Origin of the sequence: Buttiauxella gaviniae (assembly GCF_040786275.1) — a bacterium.
GTDB lineage: Bacteria > Pseudomonadota > Gammaproteobacteria > Enterobacterales > Enterobacteriaceae > Buttiauxella > Buttiauxella gaviniae_A.
In genome coordinates, this window is record NZ_JBFMVT010000002.1 from 1,775,696 (window position 1) to 1,792,571 (window position 16,876).

Annotated in this window: 15 protein-coding genes; 8 read left to right on the top strand and 7 right to left on the bottom strand. The window is 52.2% G+C overall.

The annotated features are described in order from the left end of the window. Positions 1-139 precede the first annotated feature (139 nt). On the bottom strand, positions 140-1,411 hold the full coding sequence (locus AB1E22_RS08920; RefSeq protein ID WP_367595010.1) for an acid phosphatase: 1,272 nt from the start codon (positions 1,409-1,411) through the stop codon (positions 140-142). Between the two features lie 172 nt (positions 1,412-1,583). On the opposite strand from AB1E22_RS08920, the gene AB1E22_RS08925 reads away from it, so the two are divergent. Both AB1E22_RS08925 and gorA read left to right on the top strand, forming a co-directional pair. Continuing rightward, on the top strand, positions 1,584-2,426 hold the full coding sequence (locus AB1E22_RS08925) for a 23S rRNA (adenine(2030)-N(6))-methyltransferase RlmJ (RefSeq protein ID WP_367595011.1): 843 nt from the start codon (positions 1,584-1,586) through the stop codon (positions 2,424-2,426). Between the two features lie 90 nt (positions 2,427-2,516). Beyond that, a complete protein-coding gene (gene gorA, locus AB1E22_RS08930) occupies positions 2,517-3,869 on the top strand; it encodes a glutathione-disulfide reductase (protein WP_367595012.1) in 1,353 nt (450 codons plus the stop codon). A 37-nt stretch (positions 3,870-3,906) separates the two neighbouring features. On the opposite strand, the gene AB1E22_RS08935 is transcribed toward gorA, so the two are convergent. Beyond that, the gene (locus AB1E22_RS08935; RefSeq protein WP_367595013.1) at positions 3,907-5,523 is read right to left on the bottom strand and encodes an STY4199 family HEPN domain-containing protein; all 1,617 of its coding nucleotides are present in this window, start codon (positions 5,521-5,523) and stop codon (positions 3,907-3,909) included. A gap of 101 nt (positions 5,524-5,624) precedes the next feature. Continuing rightward, positions 5,625-7,043: a PLP-dependent aminotransferase family protein gene (locus AB1E22_RS08940; RefSeq protein ID WP_367595014.1), complete on the bottom strand. Its 1,419-nt coding sequence runs from the start codon at positions 7,041-7,043 to the stop codon at positions 5,625-5,627. Between the two features lie 177 nt (positions 7,044-7,220). Between AB1E22_RS08940 and AB1E22_RS08945 the strand changes: the two genes are divergently transcribed. The 3 genes from AB1E22_RS08945 (at position 7,221) to AB1E22_RS08955 (ending at position 8,627) form a co-directional block, all read left to right on the top strand. Beyond that, positions 7,221-7,394, top strand: a complete 174-nt coding sequence (locus AB1E22_RS08945; RefSeq protein WP_367595015.1) for a DUF1127 domain-containing protein — start codon at positions 7,221-7,223, stop codon at positions 7,392-7,394. Positions 7,395-7,764: 370 nt separating this feature from the next. Beyond that, positions 7,765-8,094 (top strand): DHCW motif cupin fold protein, encoded by a 330-nt coding sequence (locus AB1E22_RS08950; protein ID WP_367595016.1) that lies wholly within the window; start codon positions 7,765-7,767, stop codon positions 8,092-8,094. A 5-nt stretch (positions 8,095-8,099) separates the two neighbouring features. Further along, positions 8,100-8,627, top strand: coding sequence for a GNAT family N-acetyltransferase (locus AB1E22_RS08955; RefSeq protein WP_367595017.1), 528 nt, complete (start codon positions 8,100-8,102; stop codon positions 8,625-8,627). A 40-nt stretch (positions 8,628-8,667) separates the two neighbouring features. Here AB1E22_RS08955 and AB1E22_RS08960 read toward each other — a convergent pair whose 3' ends face one another. Both AB1E22_RS08960 and AB1E22_RS08965 read right to left on the bottom strand, forming a co-directional pair. After that, positions 8,668-8,913: a DUF1471 domain-containing protein gene (locus AB1E22_RS08960; protein ID WP_367595018.1), complete on the bottom strand. Its 246-nt coding sequence runs from the start codon at positions 8,911-8,913 to the stop codon at positions 8,668-8,670. Positions 8,914-9,087: 174 nt separating this feature from the next. Beyond that, positions 9,088-9,846 (bottom strand): SDR family NAD(P)-dependent oxidoreductase, encoded by a 759-nt coding sequence (locus AB1E22_RS08965; protein WP_367595019.1) that lies wholly within the window; start codon positions 9,844-9,846, stop codon positions 9,088-9,090. 119 nt (positions 9,847-9,965) lie between these two features. On the opposite strand from AB1E22_RS08965, the gene AB1E22_RS08970 reads away from it, so the two are divergent. From AB1E22_RS08970 to AB1E22_RS08980, 3 genes are all read left to right on the top strand, one after another. Next, positions 9,966-10,865 carry a LysR family transcriptional regulator gene (locus tag AB1E22_RS08970; RefSeq protein ID WP_367595020.1) on the top strand — a complete coding sequence of 300 codons (900 nt, stop codon included), beginning with the start codon at positions 9,966-9,968 and terminating at the stop codon, positions 10,863-10,865. 55 nt (positions 10,866-10,920) lie between these two features. After that, on the top strand, positions 10,921-11,988 hold the full coding sequence (gene yhjD, locus AB1E22_RS08975; protein WP_367595021.1) for an inner membrane protein YhjD: 1,068 nt from the start codon (positions 10,921-10,923) through the stop codon (positions 11,986-11,988). A 329-nt stretch (positions 11,989-12,317) separates the two neighbouring features. Further along, the gene (locus AB1E22_RS08980) at positions 12,318-13,643 is read left to right on the top strand and encodes an MFS transporter (protein WP_367595022.1); all 1,326 of its coding nucleotides are present in this window, start codon (positions 12,318-12,320) and stop codon (positions 13,641-13,643) included. A gap of 249 nt (positions 13,644-13,892) precedes the next feature. Here the strand turns inward: AB1E22_RS08980 and AB1E22_RS08985 are convergent, their stop codons facing one another. Both AB1E22_RS08985 and pdeH read right to left on the bottom strand, forming a co-directional pair. Beyond that, positions 13,893-15,959, bottom strand: coding sequence for an AsmA family protein (locus AB1E22_RS08985; RefSeq protein ID WP_367595023.1), 2,067 nt, complete (start codon positions 15,957-15,959; stop codon positions 13,893-13,895). Between the two features lie 65 nt (positions 15,960-16,024). Next, positions 16,025-16,798 (bottom strand): cyclic-guanylate-specific phosphodiesterase, encoded by a 774-nt coding sequence (pdeH, locus tag AB1E22_RS08990; RefSeq protein WP_367597350.1) that lies wholly within the window; start codon positions 16,796-16,798, stop codon positions 16,025-16,027. Positions 16,799-16,876: the final 78 nt, after the last annotated feature.

Here is a 16,876-nt window from a genome sequence, read left to right on the forward strand (position 1 = left end):
AGCGCGGTTCCTGATATCTGAGAAATGGAGCGCGCCACGCGCGCTACAAAAGCAATCTTATTAAGATGAGGCTTAGTGTAGCTAATTTCAATGCCAGGGGAGGATCAAGCGGGGCAAACGCGTTGCCCCTGGTCATCAATCAGTGAATTTTTTGCGCCATTGCGTACGCGGCAGGCAGATTTAAACGCTGCCAGAACTGTTGATCGGCGGTTGTGCCAGAGAGCGGAAAACCCGCTGGCATTGCAGTTTTCACCATCAATGCACGGATTTGCGCGGACGAAAGATGCGGCAATGCGGTTTTCAGTAGCACTTCAGCCCCTTCAGGCACCTGTATCTGCTGTTGCTCACCTTTCTGCTGAGGTAAATCGTAAGTCAGGGTGAAGCGATAGAAGGTATTCATCGCCGGGTCGCGATATAGATCGTCTTTGCCACCCCTGCCGGCACATTCAGCAAGCGACTTTCCGCACTCTTTTTCCAGCGCGGTGCGTAGCTGGTCGCGCGCTTCATTGAACAATGCGCGGTATTTATCGTCGTTAAGATAATGGGCAACGTTGCGCTCAGCCACCATCCGCGACCCCATTACATCCAGCGGATAATGTACGCCCAGCACGATGCGCGAGTAACCGTAGCGAGCCCCCCGTATAACCAGCGCATCAAAACGCTCCGGGATCATCTCCGCCATCAGCAGCGCGTCGGTGTAACCGGTGTTTGTATGGCCGCTAGGGAATGAGCCGCCGTCAGCCGTGTAGGGCTTGTTGTCCTGAACAATCACGTCATCCGGCACCAGATGAATGGTATTCCCCTCGACCAGGAAAGGACGCGGGTAGTTGAAGTGTTTTTTCGCCGCCCCCGTACTGACTTCACTGGCTTTAATCAGCGCCGCCGCTTTACCCAGCTCACCTTTTTCATAGGCGGTGAGAAACGCTTTGCCAAGCCGTGGCCCCATGGCGTCACTGAGGAAGTAGAGAAAACTAATGCCTTCCGCATCGGCAAGAGCCTGGTGGCGCACCGCTTGCGTGGCGTCCAGGTTAATAGCTGCCACTGTGTCGCGATTGGCCTGCAATACCGAATCCAGAAGCGTGCTAAAAGCGGAGAGCAATTCAATGCCCGCCTGCTGATTCGCTTTAGTCTGGAAATCATAACCACTGGCTTTCAGCCAGGCGGTATCAGCCTGCGTTGTGCTCTGCGCCGCTTTTGCCAGGTGCTCGCGTTTTAAGGTAGCGGCACCGCCTTTAAGAGCATGGCGTAATGCCGCAAGCGACTGACTTTCCTGCGCATCAAACACCAGGCTACTCGAAGCTGGCGTAACACTTCCTGCAATAGCCCTCGCCTGGGTTAACGAAACATCCTGCGCCAGCGCTGGCAGTGTCGCCGTCAGCAAAACGGCTAACATCGAAAGACGAATTTTCATTATTTTTCCTTTTACTCAAACAATTACCTTGCCTGAATACGACGCTAGCGCAGCAAATTGATACTTTTATGACAGGCCGTTCGAAACAGCCGGCCAGCCTCTGCGGTAATCTGCCGCAATCTGCGGTAAACTGTGTGAAATTTGTTTTCTCATTTCCGGAATTCCTGCATCCATGCTCAGTTATCGTCACAGCTTTCACGCCGGCAACCATGCCGACGTACTAAAACATACCGTTCAATCCTTAATCATCGAATCGTTAAAAGAGAAAGAGAAACCTTTCCTTTATCTCGATACACATGCGGGAGCTGGCCGATACAAGCTGAGTAGTGAGCATGCCGAGCGTACCGGTGAATATCTGGAAGGGATCGGCCGCATCTGGCAAAAAGATGATTTGCCTGCGGAACTCGAGCCGTACATCAGCGCGGTTAAAGCCTACAACCACAGCGGCCAACTGCGTTATTACCCAGGTTCCCCGCTGATTGCACGCCAGCTTCTGCGCGAGCAAGACAGCCTGCAACTGACCGAACTGCACCCTTCAGATTTCCCGTTGCTGCGTTCTGAATTCCAGAAAGATAGCCGCGCCCGCGTTGAACGCGCTGACGGTTACACTCAACTGAAATCCAAACTGCCGCCGGTTTCGCGTCGTGGCCTGATTCTTATCGACCCACCATATGAGATTAAAACCGACTACCAGGCGGTCGTCACCGGCATCAACGAAGGCTACAAACGTTTTGCCACCGGGACTTACGCACTGTGGTATCCGGTTGTTATGCGCCAGCAAATCAAACGTATGCTGCGCGAACTGGAAGAGACAGGCATCCGCCGCATTCTGCAAATTGAACTGGCCGTTCTGCCAGACAGCGACCGCCGCGGCATGACCGCTTCCGGCATGATTGTTATTAATCCGCCGTGGAAACTGGAACAGCAAATGGATAATGTACTGCCGTGGCTGCATAAAACTCTGGTTCCGGCAGGCACCGGGTCGACCACATTAAGCTGGGTCGTACCTGAGTAACGGCTATCGCAGCCATCGGTTGAACCTTGGTGCTAAACACACGCGACGCGCTACAATCGCGCATATTTTTCGACTCAATAGGGAAACATCATGACCAAACATTATGACTACCTCGCCATTGGCGGCGGCAGCGGCGGGATTGCCTCCATTAACCGTGCGGCGATGTATGGGAAGAAGTGCGCACTGATTGAGGCGAAAGAGCTGGGCGGTACCTGCGTAAACGTAGGCTGCGTGCCGAAAAAAGTGATGTGGCACGCGGCGCAAATCGCCGAAGCCATTCACAACTACGGCCCGGATTACGGCTTTGACACCACGGTGAATAAATTCGACTGGGACAAACTGATCGCCAGCCGCACCGCGTATATCGACCGCATCCACACCTCTTACGACAACGTGCTGGGCAAAAACAACGTTGATGTGATTCGTGGCTTTGCCAAATTTGTCGACGCGCACACCGTTGTAGTCAACGGTGAAACCATCACCGCAGACCACATTCTGATTGCCACCGGTGGCCGCCCAAGCCGCCCGTCTATTCCAGGTGCTGAATACGGTATTGATTCCGACGGTTTCTTCGCCCTCCCGGCTTTGCCAAAACGCATTGCGGTAGTCGGCGCAGGTTATATCGCCGTTGAAATCGCGGGCGTGGTAAACGCCCTGGGGTCTGAAACGCATCTGTTCGTGCGTCAACACGCCCCGCTGCGTACGTTTGATCCGCTAATTGTTGAAACGCTGCTGGAAGTAATTAACACCGAAGGCCCTACGCTGCACACCCAGGCGGTTCCAAAAGCGGTAGTGAAAAATGCTGACGGCAGCCTGACGCTGCAACTCGAAGATGGCCGCTCTCAAACCGTTGATTGCCTGATTTGGGCGATTGGCCGTGCGCCAGAAACGGACAACTTCAACCTGGCCGCAACCGGTGTGAAAACCAATGCCAAAGGCTACATTGAAGTCGATAAATTCCAGAACACCAACGTGCCAGGTATTTATGCCGTGGGCGATAACACAGGTGCCGTGGAACTGACGCCAGTAGCCGTTGCTGCCGGCCGTCGCCTGTCAGAACGCCTGTTTAACAACAAGCCGGATGAGCATCTGGATTACAGCAACATTCCAACCGTCGTGTTCAGCCACCCGCCAATCGGCACGGTCGGCTTAACTGAACCGCAGGCGCGTGAACAGTACGGCGACGGCAACGTGAAGGTGTATAAATCGTCCTTCACCGCGATGTACACCGCAGTGACTTCGCACCGCCAGCCGTGCCGCATGAAACTGGTATGCGCAGGCCCGGACGAGAAAATTGTCGGTATCCACGGCATTGGTTACGGCATGGATGAAATGCTGCAAGGCTTTGCAGTAGCACTGAAAATGGGCGCAACCAAGAAAGACTTTGATAACACCGTAGCGATTCACCCGACCGGGGCTGAAGAGTTCGTGACTATGCGCTAGTCGGTTTCTACACGATTAAAATGCGGTGAGGGCACCCTCACCGCATCGCGTCATAAATTGCTTTCTGAATTTCTACCGCCCGCTTTTCATCCTTCTCAGCAGATTGCTCTTTGCGTTGCTGCTGCGCGTTAAGCCGTAGTTTTGCGCGATCTAACTCTTCTTTCTGCCGTTTGATGGCTTCAGGCGTGCTGCAAAACGTTTTCAAAAATTGTTTACGCAGCGATGTCAGGCTTTGCCCGTCGGTCATCGCCTGGCTGAACGTTCTGATCATCCGTCGACACGGGCGCGCTTCATCCATCTGCGAACGGTATTGCAGCAAAGTATTGAGTGCGTCGCGGTAATCTCCTGCCAGCGCCGATTCCGCGTAAGAGACTTCCCAGTTCATACCGCCCTGCATAAACAGGCGCACCACCGTGGCATCTCCGCGTTCGATGGCCGAGCGTAAATTGCCTTCTTCCCACGCAATGCCAATATTCGCCAGCTTTTCACGGGCGCTTTCGGTTTCCGGAAGTGAATCAATCCCTGCCGTTTTCGCCGACGGGCTTTTTGCCACCGCCGGTTTATTGGTAACATCGCTCAGGAGATACATTCCGACAATCACCGCGCCGATTACCGCCACCCCGGCGACGCCCCACAGCAGCATCATTAGCGTTTCGCTACCGTTTTGTTTTCGTTTGTTATTGCGTAAATCCGGCTTGTCGATGGTGTCGCGCACGGCTTCTGTATCGCGCCCCTCTGCCTGGTATTTTTTGCGAGCCTGCTCGAGCCATGCCTGCAACTGCGCATCATCTGCCACCAAAAAAGCGGCCGGATTGATTTTCGTTCGCCCTTCATCAAAAGCGCGCTGAACAGCCGCGCTGCTTTCCTGATAATAACTATCGAGCAGTGCAAGCTGTACAGAGGTTAAAAGCGGCGATTGAACGAGATCGTTGCGAATACCGCGCACATCATCGAGAAAAGTTTGCAGCGTTTTGCGCTGATCGATAAGCAGACTTAATTGCGAGGCATGCTGGAATAGTGAAGCGTAATGGTTGGCGTACTCTTTTTTATCCACCACCATTAATGCCAGTTCGCTAAAACGCATGCCGCTGAGAATGTCGCCCCGCTCGCCGTTTTTCAGCCAGCGGCGTACGCAATCTGCGCCAAACTGCGTTTTCAGCTTTTGTACCCGTTGTGGCTGGCTGGGGTAACTTTGATTCACCAGACCTTTAAGCATCAGTTCCAGGGCTCGCATCTGGCTGGCGGCTTTTTTCTGCTGGCTTTCATCATTGCTTTCAACTTCGGTGGAATACCCCAGCAGCGGCTGCTTCGCACGCACTAACTCAAGGGAACTCACGAATCGCAGGGCGGCGATAAGCTGATTATGGCTGACTTCCTGACCGCTTTCATACTGCGGCACCAGTTGCTGCAAATGGCGCAAAAGCAGCGTGAAATGAGAGATTTCAGCGTCATTAAGATTTAAGCGTTTTGCCACCGCCATCCAGCTTCCCAGGGCAAGTCTTGCCTGTTCAAGCTGTTGAAAAAACCACTGCGGATCTTTGCCTTCAACGGCTTTGATAGTGAGCAGTGGCAGGATCTGCAATGACGCCTGGCGAATCACACTCAGGCACGTTTCAAACTTTTCCCGCATCAGCAACTGTGCAGCGCTGGCCATGATTTTCCTTTGTAAGAGTCGAGCGCCAGAATCAAGAAGCGCCATTGCACAGAATTTTAGCGCAGCGGGCAAAAGTCTATGGCTGTAAAAGAGCGGGAAAATTAACCGTTTTCAAAAACATGGCTAATCACTTCGCCCATTTTCCGCAGCGCGTTTTCGGTTGCGGCATTGAACGGCAGGGCATAATTCAGACGCATACAATTACGGTATTTCCCGGAGGCCGACAGCAACGATCCCACCGCAATGCGGATATTATGCTGACGCAGCGTTTCGCTGATCGGCACAATATCGATGTGTTCTGGCAACTCGATCCACATCAGAAAACCGCCCTGCGGGCGAGAAACGCAGATCCCACACGGGAAATAGTGGCGTACCCAACAGGTGAACACATCAAGATTGCGCTGGTAGTGCTGGCGCATACGCCGCAAGTGGCGATGATAATGGCCGTTGCGCACAAACTCGGCCACAGCCATCTGGGTAAAGGTGGTGGAACTGCCGGTGACGATATATTTCATGTGCATGGCGCGGTCGAAATAACGGCCCGGCACAATCCAGCCCACGCGCAAACCCGGTGCCAGCGTTTTGGAAAATGAACTGCACAACAGCACACGCCCATCTACATCCAGTGATTTAATGGTCATTGGGCGCGGATATTCATAGGCCAGCTCGCCGTAAACATCATCTTCAATAATTGCAATATCAAAGCGTTGCGCCAGATTCAGCACCGCTTTTTTACGCGCTTCTGGCATGATAAAACCGAGCGGGTTATTGCAGTTAGCGACCAGAATAACCGCTTTAATCGGCCACTGTTCCAGCGCCAACTCCAGCGCTTCCACGCTGATACCCGTCTCAGAATCCGTTGGTATTTCAACAACTTTAATGCCAAACGCGCGCAGCATTTGCATAGTGCCATGGAAGCACGGCGACTCTACCGCCACAATGTCTCCGGCTTCACATACCGCACGAATCGCAATGGATAGCGCTTCGTGGCAGCCCGTGGTCACCACAATGTCATCCGGCGTGACGACACAACCGCTATCAAGCATCAGGCGTGCGATTTGTTCGCGCAGCGCACTCTTACCGTTAATACAGTCATAGCCCAGAATTTCGGGCTGCTGGTACTGCACAATGCGGCTCATTTCGCGCCACAGCGGCTTAATAGTCGGTTGGGTGACATCCGGAAAACCGCTGCCAAAAGCGATGCTATCGCCATCTTCCCTTCCGGTTAATTGTTCGAGCACCGCATCCCACTGGGTAATTTCTACAGGACGTTGCGCGGGCCGAGTCAGCGGCGGCACCGGCGGCTGTGATTTGCGCGGCGTAACAAAATAACCAGAACGCGGCTGCGGCGAGATAAGCTGGCGATCTTCAAGAAGGTGGTAAGCCTGCTGTACGGTGCTGATACTCACGCCGTGTTCGCTACTTAGATTACGCACCGAAGGCAGGCGCTCGCCGCTGCGATACAACCCTTGTTCAATTCGCTCCGCCAGCAAAGTGGCAAGATGTTGGTAACGGGTCATGCTGTATCCTCTTAAAGCACCATACAGACAGAAAAAGCAGTACAAAGTGGGGAAAAAGTCGCCATTCAGATCTCGTTTTAGCGCGTCTGTATGTTAAATAAAAGTTATTTTTGAGTCTGCCTGCAATCTGTATGGCGGCGCATGATGATTCTCGTCAACACGATGAGGAGCGACATCATGGGTTATGAAGAAAACAGACCGCATAAGCCTTTTTATGGCTTTGTGATGATTTACCACTATTTCCGCCAGAGATGGCTACAGCGCCAGACTGAGCGCGCGTTACAAGGGCTGAGTAAGGAACAATTACGGGATATTGGGCTGACGACGGATGATATATCGCGCTGGAAGTAATGCTTTTTATTCTTGGGTTGCACGCATGGGGCTCAAATCAAATCTAATTAAATTGAATATCAATAGTATCTATTTAAATAAAAAAATAAGAGGTAACTACTGCTCAGGTGATAAATGTAATGCAAAAGAAATTAGATGGGTTAATTAATATTACTTCATACCCCGTAAACCAATTACAAGCAATGACACTAAGGATCATATATTCAGGTGAAGAGTAATCCTCTGAGAGATGTTGATGACTGGCAGTGACAGGAGAATGCATCAAGCAAGGCGCCACGCTAAAAAATAGTGCATTTTTCTGGCGCCGTTATTTTTTTGCTGATATCACTAATGGAGCAAACATCACCTGCAAAAATAATAAGGAATAATAATGCGTATTACCGATCTCCCGTTTAATACTACCGACTGGGCAGCACTCGTGGCAACTGAACATCCCGGCATTACCGGAAAAGCGTTATGGCGCACACAGCAATTTGGGGAAATACGCGTTCGGATGGTGGAATACACAGCCGGTTACCTCGCAGACCATTGGTGCCAAAAAGGCCACGTCTTATTTTGCCTTGCGGGGGAATTGCAAACCGAGCTGGAAGATGGCCGCCTGTTTACCTTAAAGCCCGGAATGAGCTATCAGGTGGCGGATAACGCCGAACCACACCGCTCTTCAACGGCTACTGGCGCAACGCTGTTTATTGTGGATTAGTCACTATGTTTCCTCTCAACACCTCACGCCTTAACTTAACGCAAATTACCGAGCAAGAGTGGCCGTTTTTCTTGCGCTTGCAACAAGATCCCATTGTGATGCGCTATGTTTCCGATGAACGACGTGAAGCAGAAGTCCGTCAGATTTTTAATGCGCGCCTGGTACGCTGGGAAACGCACAGTCCTCACTGGCTTTGTCTGGTGATGCGCGATAAACAGACCGGCACGCCGATTGGTTTCACCGGTTTTATACGCAGCGATAGCGATATGGCAGAAGTCGGATTTATTCTCGACCCGATATTTCATGGGCAAGGATACGGATATGAATCGCTTCACGCGGTATGCCAGTTTGCTTTTGAAAAATGCGCCATTCGCAAACTCACGGCAACGGTCACTGTCGGGAATATCGGCTCAAGGAAGGTTCTGGAAAAAGCGGGTTTTCAACTGGAAGGAGTACTTCGCGAAAACTATTTTCTCGCCGGGACCTGGCAGGATGACTGGATTTTGGGCCTGCTGAGAAGTGAGTTTTTATAAAACACGGGCCGCATCAAGGCGGCCCATACAGCGTGAATTCTTAGTTATACATCTCGGCAACACCAAACACTTTATTATCGCCACCCGCAGAAATAATGCGGATTGATTTCGCGCCAGCCTGCTCAGCTTTTGCTTGCAGTTGAGCCTGGAGGCTATCAATGTTTGACGCACCGCTGACGGAAACGGTACCGATTTTCTGGCTCTCAGCAGATGGAGCGGTTGCTGCAAAAGTGGAGAATGAAGCAGCGAGTGTCATAACTACGGCAAAATATTTGATGCTTTTCATGATAATTACCCTTGAGCTTGTTTATGTGTGAAAGCACGTTTGCTTTCGATGTGATAAGAATAGCTCTACGTCTCGAAGGGTGATAGCGGAATGATTCGCTCATTTCATTCAATATTTTTGATCGAAATTTAACAAGCGAAGATGAGATGAATTTCATCTTCGCCCGGCACTTCCTTATAAAAACATCCCGCCGGAGACTTCCACGCGCTGCGCGTTCATCCAGGCGCACTCATCGCTGAGAAGTGCGGCGATAGCGTTCCCAATATCATCCGGCTGCCCGACACGCCCAAGTGCGGTTTGTGCGGCGATAGCGTTCGCCACTTGTTCGTTATCACGAACCACGCCGCCGCCGAAATCAGTCGCAATCGCTCCCGGCGCAATAATGTTCGCTGAGATCCCTCGCGCGCCTAACTCTTTGGCCTGGTAGCGCGTCAGCACTTCCATTGCCCCTTTCATAGCGGCATAAGCGGCTTTACCGGGCAAGGCGAAACGCGTCAGGCCGCTGGAAACGTTGAGGATGCGTCCGCCGTCTTTAATCAACGGCAGCAAATGTTGAGTCAGGAAGAAGGGCCCCTTGAGATGAATGTTCATTAAATCATCAAACTGTTGCTCTGTTGTTTTTTCGAACAGCGCATCCAGACCCGTTCCGGCGTTGTTTAATAAATAATCAAAAGAATCGCGTTGCCATACATGTCGAAGCTGCTGTTTCACTTCTGTCGCGAAAGCAGTAAACCCCGCACTTTCGGCGACATTCAACTGAATTGCCACCGCTTTCACGCCTGTTAGCTCAATTTCACGCACCACTTCGTACGCTTCATGCTGCTTACTGTTGTAGGTCAAAATAATATTTACGCCGCGAGCTGCCAGCTTCAATGCAGCGTTTTTTCCTAATCCACGGCTGCCGCCGGTCACTAATGCGATGGTTTGACTCATGATTTGCCTCTTTGATGACTGTCAGGTGATTGAGGTAAAGCTTATTAGCTGCTACAAAATCAATAAAGAGTGCTATTTGCGCATCACTGTTTCACTGACAACAACAATGCGGAAAATAAGTGGATAAAATACAAGCAATGCAGTTGTTCATTAGAGTGGCTGAACTGGAGAGTTTTTCTCGCGCAGCAGACACTCTCGGCCTCCCTAAAGGTAGCGTATCGCGCCAGATTCAGGCGCTGGAAGGCGCACTGGGGACAAGGCTATTGCATCGCACCACGCGCCGGGTGCAACTGACCCAGGACGGCATGGTGTATTACGAGCGGTGTCGCGATTTATTGGCCAATCTCGACGAACTGGACGGGCTGTTTTTGCACGACCCCAGCAGCGTCAGCGGGCGTTTGCGCGTGGATATGACCGTGGGCCTCGCAAAAAATCTGGTGATCCCGAAACTCCCCGCCTTTTTGCAGCAATATCCCGGCATTGAGCTTGAGCTAAGCAGCAGCGATCGCATAGTCGATGTGGTGCGTGAAGGGTTCGATTGCGTGGTGCGCGTTGGGCAACTGAAAGATTCGGGCCTGGTGGCGCGTCCGCTGGGAAAACTGACGTTAATTAACTGCGCAAGCCCCGATTATCTGGCGCGTTTCGGTTATCCGGAAAGCCTTGACGATCTCGCGTCCCACGCCGTAGTGCATTACGCTTTAAACCTCGGCAGCCGCCCGCAAGGGTTTGAAGTCTTTGAAGATAAAAAAACACGCTGGGTAAAAACCGGCGGCGTGATAACCGTAAACAGCACCGAAACTTACCAGGCGGCCTGCCTGGCCGGGCTAGGGATTATTCAGGTGCCGCGCATTGGCGTGAAAGAGTTACTCAAGAGCAAAAAACTGGTGGAGATTCTGCCGCAATACCGTGCCGAACCAATGCCGGTTTCACTGCTTTATCCCCATCGTCGTAACCTCTCCCGCCGCGTTCATCTGTTCATGGAATGGCTCACCGGGCTAGTTAAAGGGTATGTGGATTAATACACCCGCTATAATTTCTTAAACATCCTGCAAAAACAAAAGGAAAAGTGACCTGATGACCACGCCGGATAGCAACGAGAAACGTCCTACCGAAACGCTGGATTACAAGCCTGTCGCTCAATTCCAGACAGAGCCAAAGTTCGAAGAAACACAGCCAGAACAGCCTGTTGACGCAGAGCCGCTGGTGAAAATTAAAAGCAGTAACGCGGCGGTAAACACCACCATTGATACGGTGAATAAAACGGTGAGGCGCCCGATGGTGGCGCATTTGATTCGCGCCACCGAACGGTTTAATGACCGTCTTGGTAATCAGTTTGGTGCGGCGATTACCTATTTTTCATTCTTATCATTGATTCCAATAATGATGGTCGCCTTTGCCGCGGGCGGGTATGTTCTCGCCTCACATCCTACGCTGCTCCAGGATATTTTTAACAAAATCTTTGAGAACGTTAGCGACCCAACGCTTGCCGCCACGCTTAAAAGCACGATTAACACCGCCGTCCAACAGCGTACAACGGTGGGGCTAGTCGGGCTGTTAATCGCCCTTTATTCGGGGATTAACTGGATGGGTAATCTGCGTGAAGCGGTGCGTGCTCAGTCGCGGGATAAATGGGAGCGCAATCCGCAGGACGACGAGAAGTTCTGGGTAAAATACCTGCGTGATTTTGTCTCGCTGATTGGCCTGCTGATTGCGCTGATTGTGACGCTGTCTATCACCTCAATTGCCGGTTCCGCGCAGGCAACGATCATCACTTTCCTGCATCTTGACGGCATTGACTGGCTGAAACCCGCCTGGCATTTGATTGGCCTCGCGATCTCTATTTTTGCAAACTACCTGCTGTTCTTCTGGATTTTCTGGCGGTTACCGCGCCATCGCCCGCGTAAAAAAGCGCTGATTCGCGGCACGTTTATCGCGGCTATCGGATTTGAGGTGATCAAAATCATTATGACTTACAGCCTGCCAAAGCTGGTGAGCTCCCCGTCTGGTGCGGCGTTTGGCTCGGTCTTAGGTTTAATGGCATTTTTCTACTTCTTCGCTCGCTTGACGCTATTTTGCGCCGCGTGGATTGCCACCGCGCAATACAAAGACGACCCGCGAATGCCGGGCAAAACGCAGAATTAGCCTTCTCTAACACGTACGGCGGATAAGCCTTAGCGCTGTCCGCCATCTCACCTGGCTGCGCCGGAAGGCGCTTCGCTTATCCGCTCTACACTCTTCCCACCCCGTAAACCCAGCATATAAATCCAACCCGTAACTTTTATTTAACCTAAAAGCAGTTTTATTCGCTGATTTTTTAAAATTGTGAAGCATGACATAGATAGATATTTCCGAGACTGAAAATTATCCTCTTATTGCTCGTTAATCGCACAGCCGGGCTCACAAACGCGCGTTGAAATGCGCCTTTTGCTGTGCGTAATATGGCCTTTCGTTCGCTAAAATAAGAAAAATCTATGCAAGCCACCATCGCCACTCAAGTTAATACCGAAACTGACGCCACGCCCGTCAACTCACGCGGAAAAGTTGTCGTTGCCTCGCTTGTCGGCACCGCCATCGAATTCTTCGATTTCTACATTTATGCTACTGCGGCCGTTATCGTTTTCCCGCATATATTCTTCCCGCAGGGTGATCCGACGGCTGCCACGCTACAATCTCTGGCGACCTTTGCGATTGCCTTTGTGGCACGCCCGATAGGTTCTGCTCTATTCGGCCACTTTGGCGACCGCGTTGGACGCAAAGTGACTTTGGTAGCCTCCCTGCTAACGATGGGTGTTTCAACCGTAGTGATTGGCCTGCTGCCAAGCTACGAAACGATTGGCGTGTTGGCACCCATGCTGCTGGCTTTAGCCCGCTTTGGGCAGGGTTTAGGGTTGGGCGGCGAATGGGGCGGTGCGGCGTTGCTGGCAACCGAGAATGCTCCGCCGCGCAAACGCGCTCTTTACGGCTCATTCCCGCAGTTGGGTGCGCCAATCGGCTTCTTCTTTGCCAATGGCACTTTCTTACTACTTTCCTGGCTGCTGACCGACGAGCAGTTTATGAGTTGGGGCTGGCGCGTACCGTTTATTCTTTCTGCAGTACTGGTGATCATCGGCCTGTACGTGCGTGTTTCGCTGCATGAAACACCGGTCTTCGCCAAAATTGCCAAAGCGGGCAAGCAGGTGAAAATCCCGCTCGGCACTCTGCTAACTAAACACCTGAAAGCCACCGTCATCGGCACGTTTATCATGCTGGCGACCTATACCCTGTTTTACATCATGACCGTCTATTCCATGACGTTCAGCACCGCAGCGGTGCCGGTTGGCCTCGGTTTCTCACGCAATGATGTACTGTGGATGCTGATGATGGCGGTAATTGGTTTTGGTGTGATGGTGCCTATTGCGGGTTATCTGGCCGATAAGTTTGGCCGCCGTAAGTGCATGATTGTAATCACCAGCCTGATGATTGTGTTCGCTTTAGTGGTGTTCCAGCCGCTGTTAGGCTCCGGCAACCCAAAGCTTGTGATGGCGTTCCTGCTGATTGGCTTGAGCCTGATGGGTTTGACCTTCGGCCCAATGGGCGCGTTACTGCCTGAACTGTTCCCGACCGAAGTGCGTTATACCGGGGCATCGTTCTCATATAACGTGGCGTCGATTCTGGGTGCGTCAGTCGCGCCGTACATCGCCACCTGGTTGCAGGCGAATTACGGTCTGTTCTACGTGGGCTTGTATCTGGCGGCGATGTCAGCGATTACGCTAGTTGCGTTGCTGGTGTCGAAAGAGACGCGTCATTTGTCACTGTAGCGTGGGTTTTTCCTCCTCCACCTTAGGGCTGTCTCTTATAGAGATTTCACTCAGGCGGGGTAGCCGACCCCACCCCAGCCCTCCCCTTTCCAGGGGAGGGAGCTCATGTTTTTGGCTCCTCCCCCTGGTAAGGGGGAGGCTGGGTGGGGGTCATTTGTTCCCGACACTGGCAGAGTCAACGTCACCAGCACATATGCTCAAAAATATGACCAAGCGGCAGCCCTCAGGGAGAGGGCGTGCAAACTTAAATCACTTCTTCATCTGCCCCAAAATATTCTGGCATTGATTCTGCCCACCTTCTGAAGGTGAAATCAGTGCCAGCAGCGCGGCGGCTGGCGTGACCAGCGTTGCCAACGCTGCCGCTACCGCACCACGCGCAATCAGCGGCCCCGCTTTCACACCGGCATCCGGGTTTTTGAACGTGCCGCGCACATACAGCGGTGAGCGCAGCGTAATAATACGAATCCCTTTACTCTCCGGATCAATAGTTAAATCCAGGCGCTCGCTGGCGAAATTAGTGGTGCCGGTAACGTTAATCAGGGCGTTTTCCGTATCAAAGGCAAATATACGCGGAGTCGCCACGCCGCCGCGTAAATCGAGGTTTGCCGCCGCACAGTTTATCCGCACTTCGTCATCCCCAAAGATTTGCCCCACGATATAGTTCCCGACGTTCAGACCGACAATTTCCATCAAGTTACGGCTGATAAGCCCGTCGTTCATCAGCAGTTTCAGGTTGCCGTCGCTGCTGCCGAGCAGCTCTGCGATAGAGTTGCCCCGGCCCCGCAAATCAGCATCGCCATTAAGCTCGCCGAGCGTTTTCTGCATCGATTCCACTTTCGGCATGAGCTGTTTGAGCTGTAAACGGCGCGCCTGAATATCCGCTTTCCCCTGCATCGGCTTTTTATCGCCTTCAAGGTGGATATTGGCGCTGATGGTGCCGCCCGCCATGCCAAATTTCAGCGGCTGGAGACGCAAGTCGGCATTTTTAAGAATCACATGCGTGCTGAGATTGCTCAGTGGCAACGTGCCGCTGTGTTCGATACGCCCGCCTTTAAAGCGCACATCCGCATCCATCACGTCCCATTTGTCGGTTTCAAAGCGGTCATACGGCAGGACTTTATCGCTCGGTTGGACGGTTTTCTCGCCTTTGGCCTGTTCAGCTTTTTTACTTTGCTGCGCGCCTTTACCGGAATCCACGCCAATCAGCGGGCCTAAATCCGCCAGTCGTAGCTGTTTCGATTCCAGGTCGCCTTCCAGTTTTGGCCGGGGTTTGCCCTGCGAGTATGTCAGCGAGCCATGAATATCGCTGTCGCCAATGCGCCCGTTGAAATTCTGATAGCGGAAAACCGAGCCTTTATCAGGGTCAATTTTTGCCAGCAAACGTCCATCCGTTTCAAACGGCGGTGTATCCGGCAAAAGCACGCCGGTTAAGTCGTAAAGATTTCCCAGCGAATCGCCGGAGAATTTTAGCTGGAGATCCACGCCGCCCATTTTCATCGGGTCGTTGATGGTGCCGATAAACGCCACGCGTGAATTACCGGAGCGCACATCAGCTTGCACAGGGAAGGCTGTTTCCCCTTCGCTGCGCAGCGCTAGCATGCCGCCAATTTTGCCGCTGCCTTCGATGGGTTCGCCGTTATAACGCCCAGTGACTTTCAGGCCAAAGACATAATCCCCGGCTTTCGCGGCATCTTTCCCGGTGGGTTTGCGCCCTTCCACTTCACTAAAGGGCAAAGGCTTGCCGAGCGGGTCGACGAGAATTTCTATATCCGCTTTGGTGAGTTTGTCGTTAACCGCAATACGGCCTTTGTCGAACAGAATATTGTCCATTCTGAAGGACCAGTCTGACGGCGGCTGGTTGGGATCTTTTTGCTTGTCGCTTGCCAGGTTAAACGTCCAGTTATTGTTTTTTTCAGACAGGCGAATGATCCGCGCATCGGGCTGAACGAGTTTAATCCATGGGATATAGACAGTTTTGGTGAGTAGCGCGAGCGGAGCCAGCGTGGCATCCACGCGAGGTAAATGCACCATCGTCACTTCAGGAATTTCCGGCGGGTTGCCAAGCAAGATATCTTCGGCATGAACGTGCGGCCACGGCACCCAACTGCGCCAGCCCGTTTCTTCTTTATTACGCTCCCAGACTACGCCTAAATCGCCACGAATGGCGAAGGGCCGGTTGAGTTCCGTCGAGACTTTTTGGTTGATGGTCGGTTTGAGTCGATTCCAGTCAAACGTCGCAATCACAATGATTGCCACCACAACCAACAACAATAAACCCCCGACGACGCCGCTAACGATTTTTCCAGCTTTGGTCATGCCTTTCACCCTTTCCTGATGTGGATCGCTTTCACTAAAGATAGTTTAGCGGGGCGAAAACGGTATCAAGTTAAGCGAGTTAGCACGTTTTCCAACTGTTCAAAGGGGATCGGACGCGAGAGAAAATAGCCTTGTGCCGCAAATGCCGGAGAGTTTTGCACGTCGCGCCATTCATCTTCAGTTTCAACACCTTCGACGATAACGCCCTTGCAGTAGCGATTCATTAATTGCAGCAGCATGGTGAATAGATTGCGGCCTTCGTCGGTCGTGCGCAGCATGATGAACAGGTCGCGGGCGACTTTGATGTAATCATAATGCATTTCACTTAATGCAGAAAAGTTGGCAACGCCGGTGCCAAAATCATCCAGCCATAGCGGACCGAATTCGTGCATGCCTGCAAGCGTAACCGCCTGCGGTTGGGTGATGTTTTCCACCAGTTCGAAACGCACCCACGGCATTTGGTTAATTAGCGCCAAAATCGGCTGATGTTGTTTCATCGCCATCAGCGTTGGGCCGTCGACGTTCACCGACGCTAAAATGCCGTAGCCGAGGAAAATGGATTCCCAATCTTTCAACAGGATGAGTTGCTCTTCGATAACCATTAGCCGGGTACGGCTTGAGACTGATGAAAAGTAGCGGTCGGGTGGAATGCGAATCTCCGGTTCTTCCGGGTGAGTGACCACCGTCAGCAATTCGATTGCCATTAAATGGCCGTCTATTTTATAGATCGGCTGAAAGGTGTACTTCCGCTGGCACTGTAGCCAGAACCGCCGCTCCTGCAAACTTTCGACACTCGCCTCAAGCGTATTAAGCCGGTGAGTGATCTGCTTAAACTTCATCATGTACGTCCCGTTTACCTTGATAACTCAGATGGCCCATCGACAAGTTATCGGCGTAGCGCATGAGAACTTTATGTT

Bases quoted from the DNA above. Each gene is read 5' to 3' on its own strand.
- AB1E22_RS08945 (WP_367595015.1), top strand. From the start codon at position 7,221: ATGGGTTATGAAGAAAACAGACCGCATAAGCCTTTTTATGGCTTTGTG.
- AB1E22_RS08985 (WP_367595023.1), bottom strand. From the start codon at position 15,959: ATGACCAAAGCTGGAAAAATCGTTAGCGGCGTCGTCGGGGGTTTATTG.
- AB1E22_RS08950 (WP_367595016.1), top strand. From the start codon at position 7,765: ATGCGTATTACCGATCTCCCGTTTAATACTACCGACTGGGCAGCACTC.
- yhjD (WP_367595021.1), top strand. From the start codon at position 10,921: ATGACCACGCCGGATAGCAACGAGAAACGTCCTACCGAAACGCTGGAT.
- AB1E22_RS08935 (WP_367595013.1), bottom strand. From the start codon at position 5,523: ATGGCCAGCGCTGCACAGTTGCTGATGCGGGAAAAGTTTGAAACGTGC.
- gorA (WP_367595012.1), top strand. From the start codon at position 2,517: ATGACCAAACATTATGACTACCTCGCCATTGGCGGCGGCAGCGGCGGG.
- AB1E22_RS08960 (WP_367595018.1), bottom strand. From the start codon at position 8,913: ATGAAAAGCATCAAATATTTTGCCGTAGTTATGACACTCGCTGCTTCA.
- pdeH (WP_367597350.1), bottom strand. From the start codon at position 16,798: ATGAAGTTTAAGCAGATCACTCACCGGCTTAATACGCTTGAGGCGAGT.
- AB1E22_RS08980 (WP_367595022.1), top strand. From the start codon at position 12,318: ATGCAAGCCACCATCGCCACTCAAGTTAATACCGAAACTGACGCCACG.
- AB1E22_RS08965 (WP_367595019.1), bottom strand. From the start codon at position 9,846: ATGAGTCAAACCATCGCATTAGTGACCGGCGGCAGCCGTGGATTAGGA.
- AB1E22_RS08955 (WP_367595017.1), top strand. From the start codon at position 8,100: ATGTTTCCTCTCAACACCTCACGCCTTAACTTAACGCAAATTACCGAG.
- AB1E22_RS08925 (WP_367595011.1), top strand. From the start codon at position 1,584: ATGCTCAGTTATCGTCACAGCTTTCACGCCGGCAACCATGCCGACGTA.
- AB1E22_RS08920 (WP_367595010.1), bottom strand. From the start codon at position 1,411: ATGAAAATTCGTCTTTCGATGTTAGCCGTTTTGCTGACGGCGACACTG.
- AB1E22_RS08940 (WP_367595014.1), bottom strand. From the start codon at position 7,043: ATGACCCGTTACCAACATCTTGCCACTTTGCTGGCGGAGCGAATTGAA.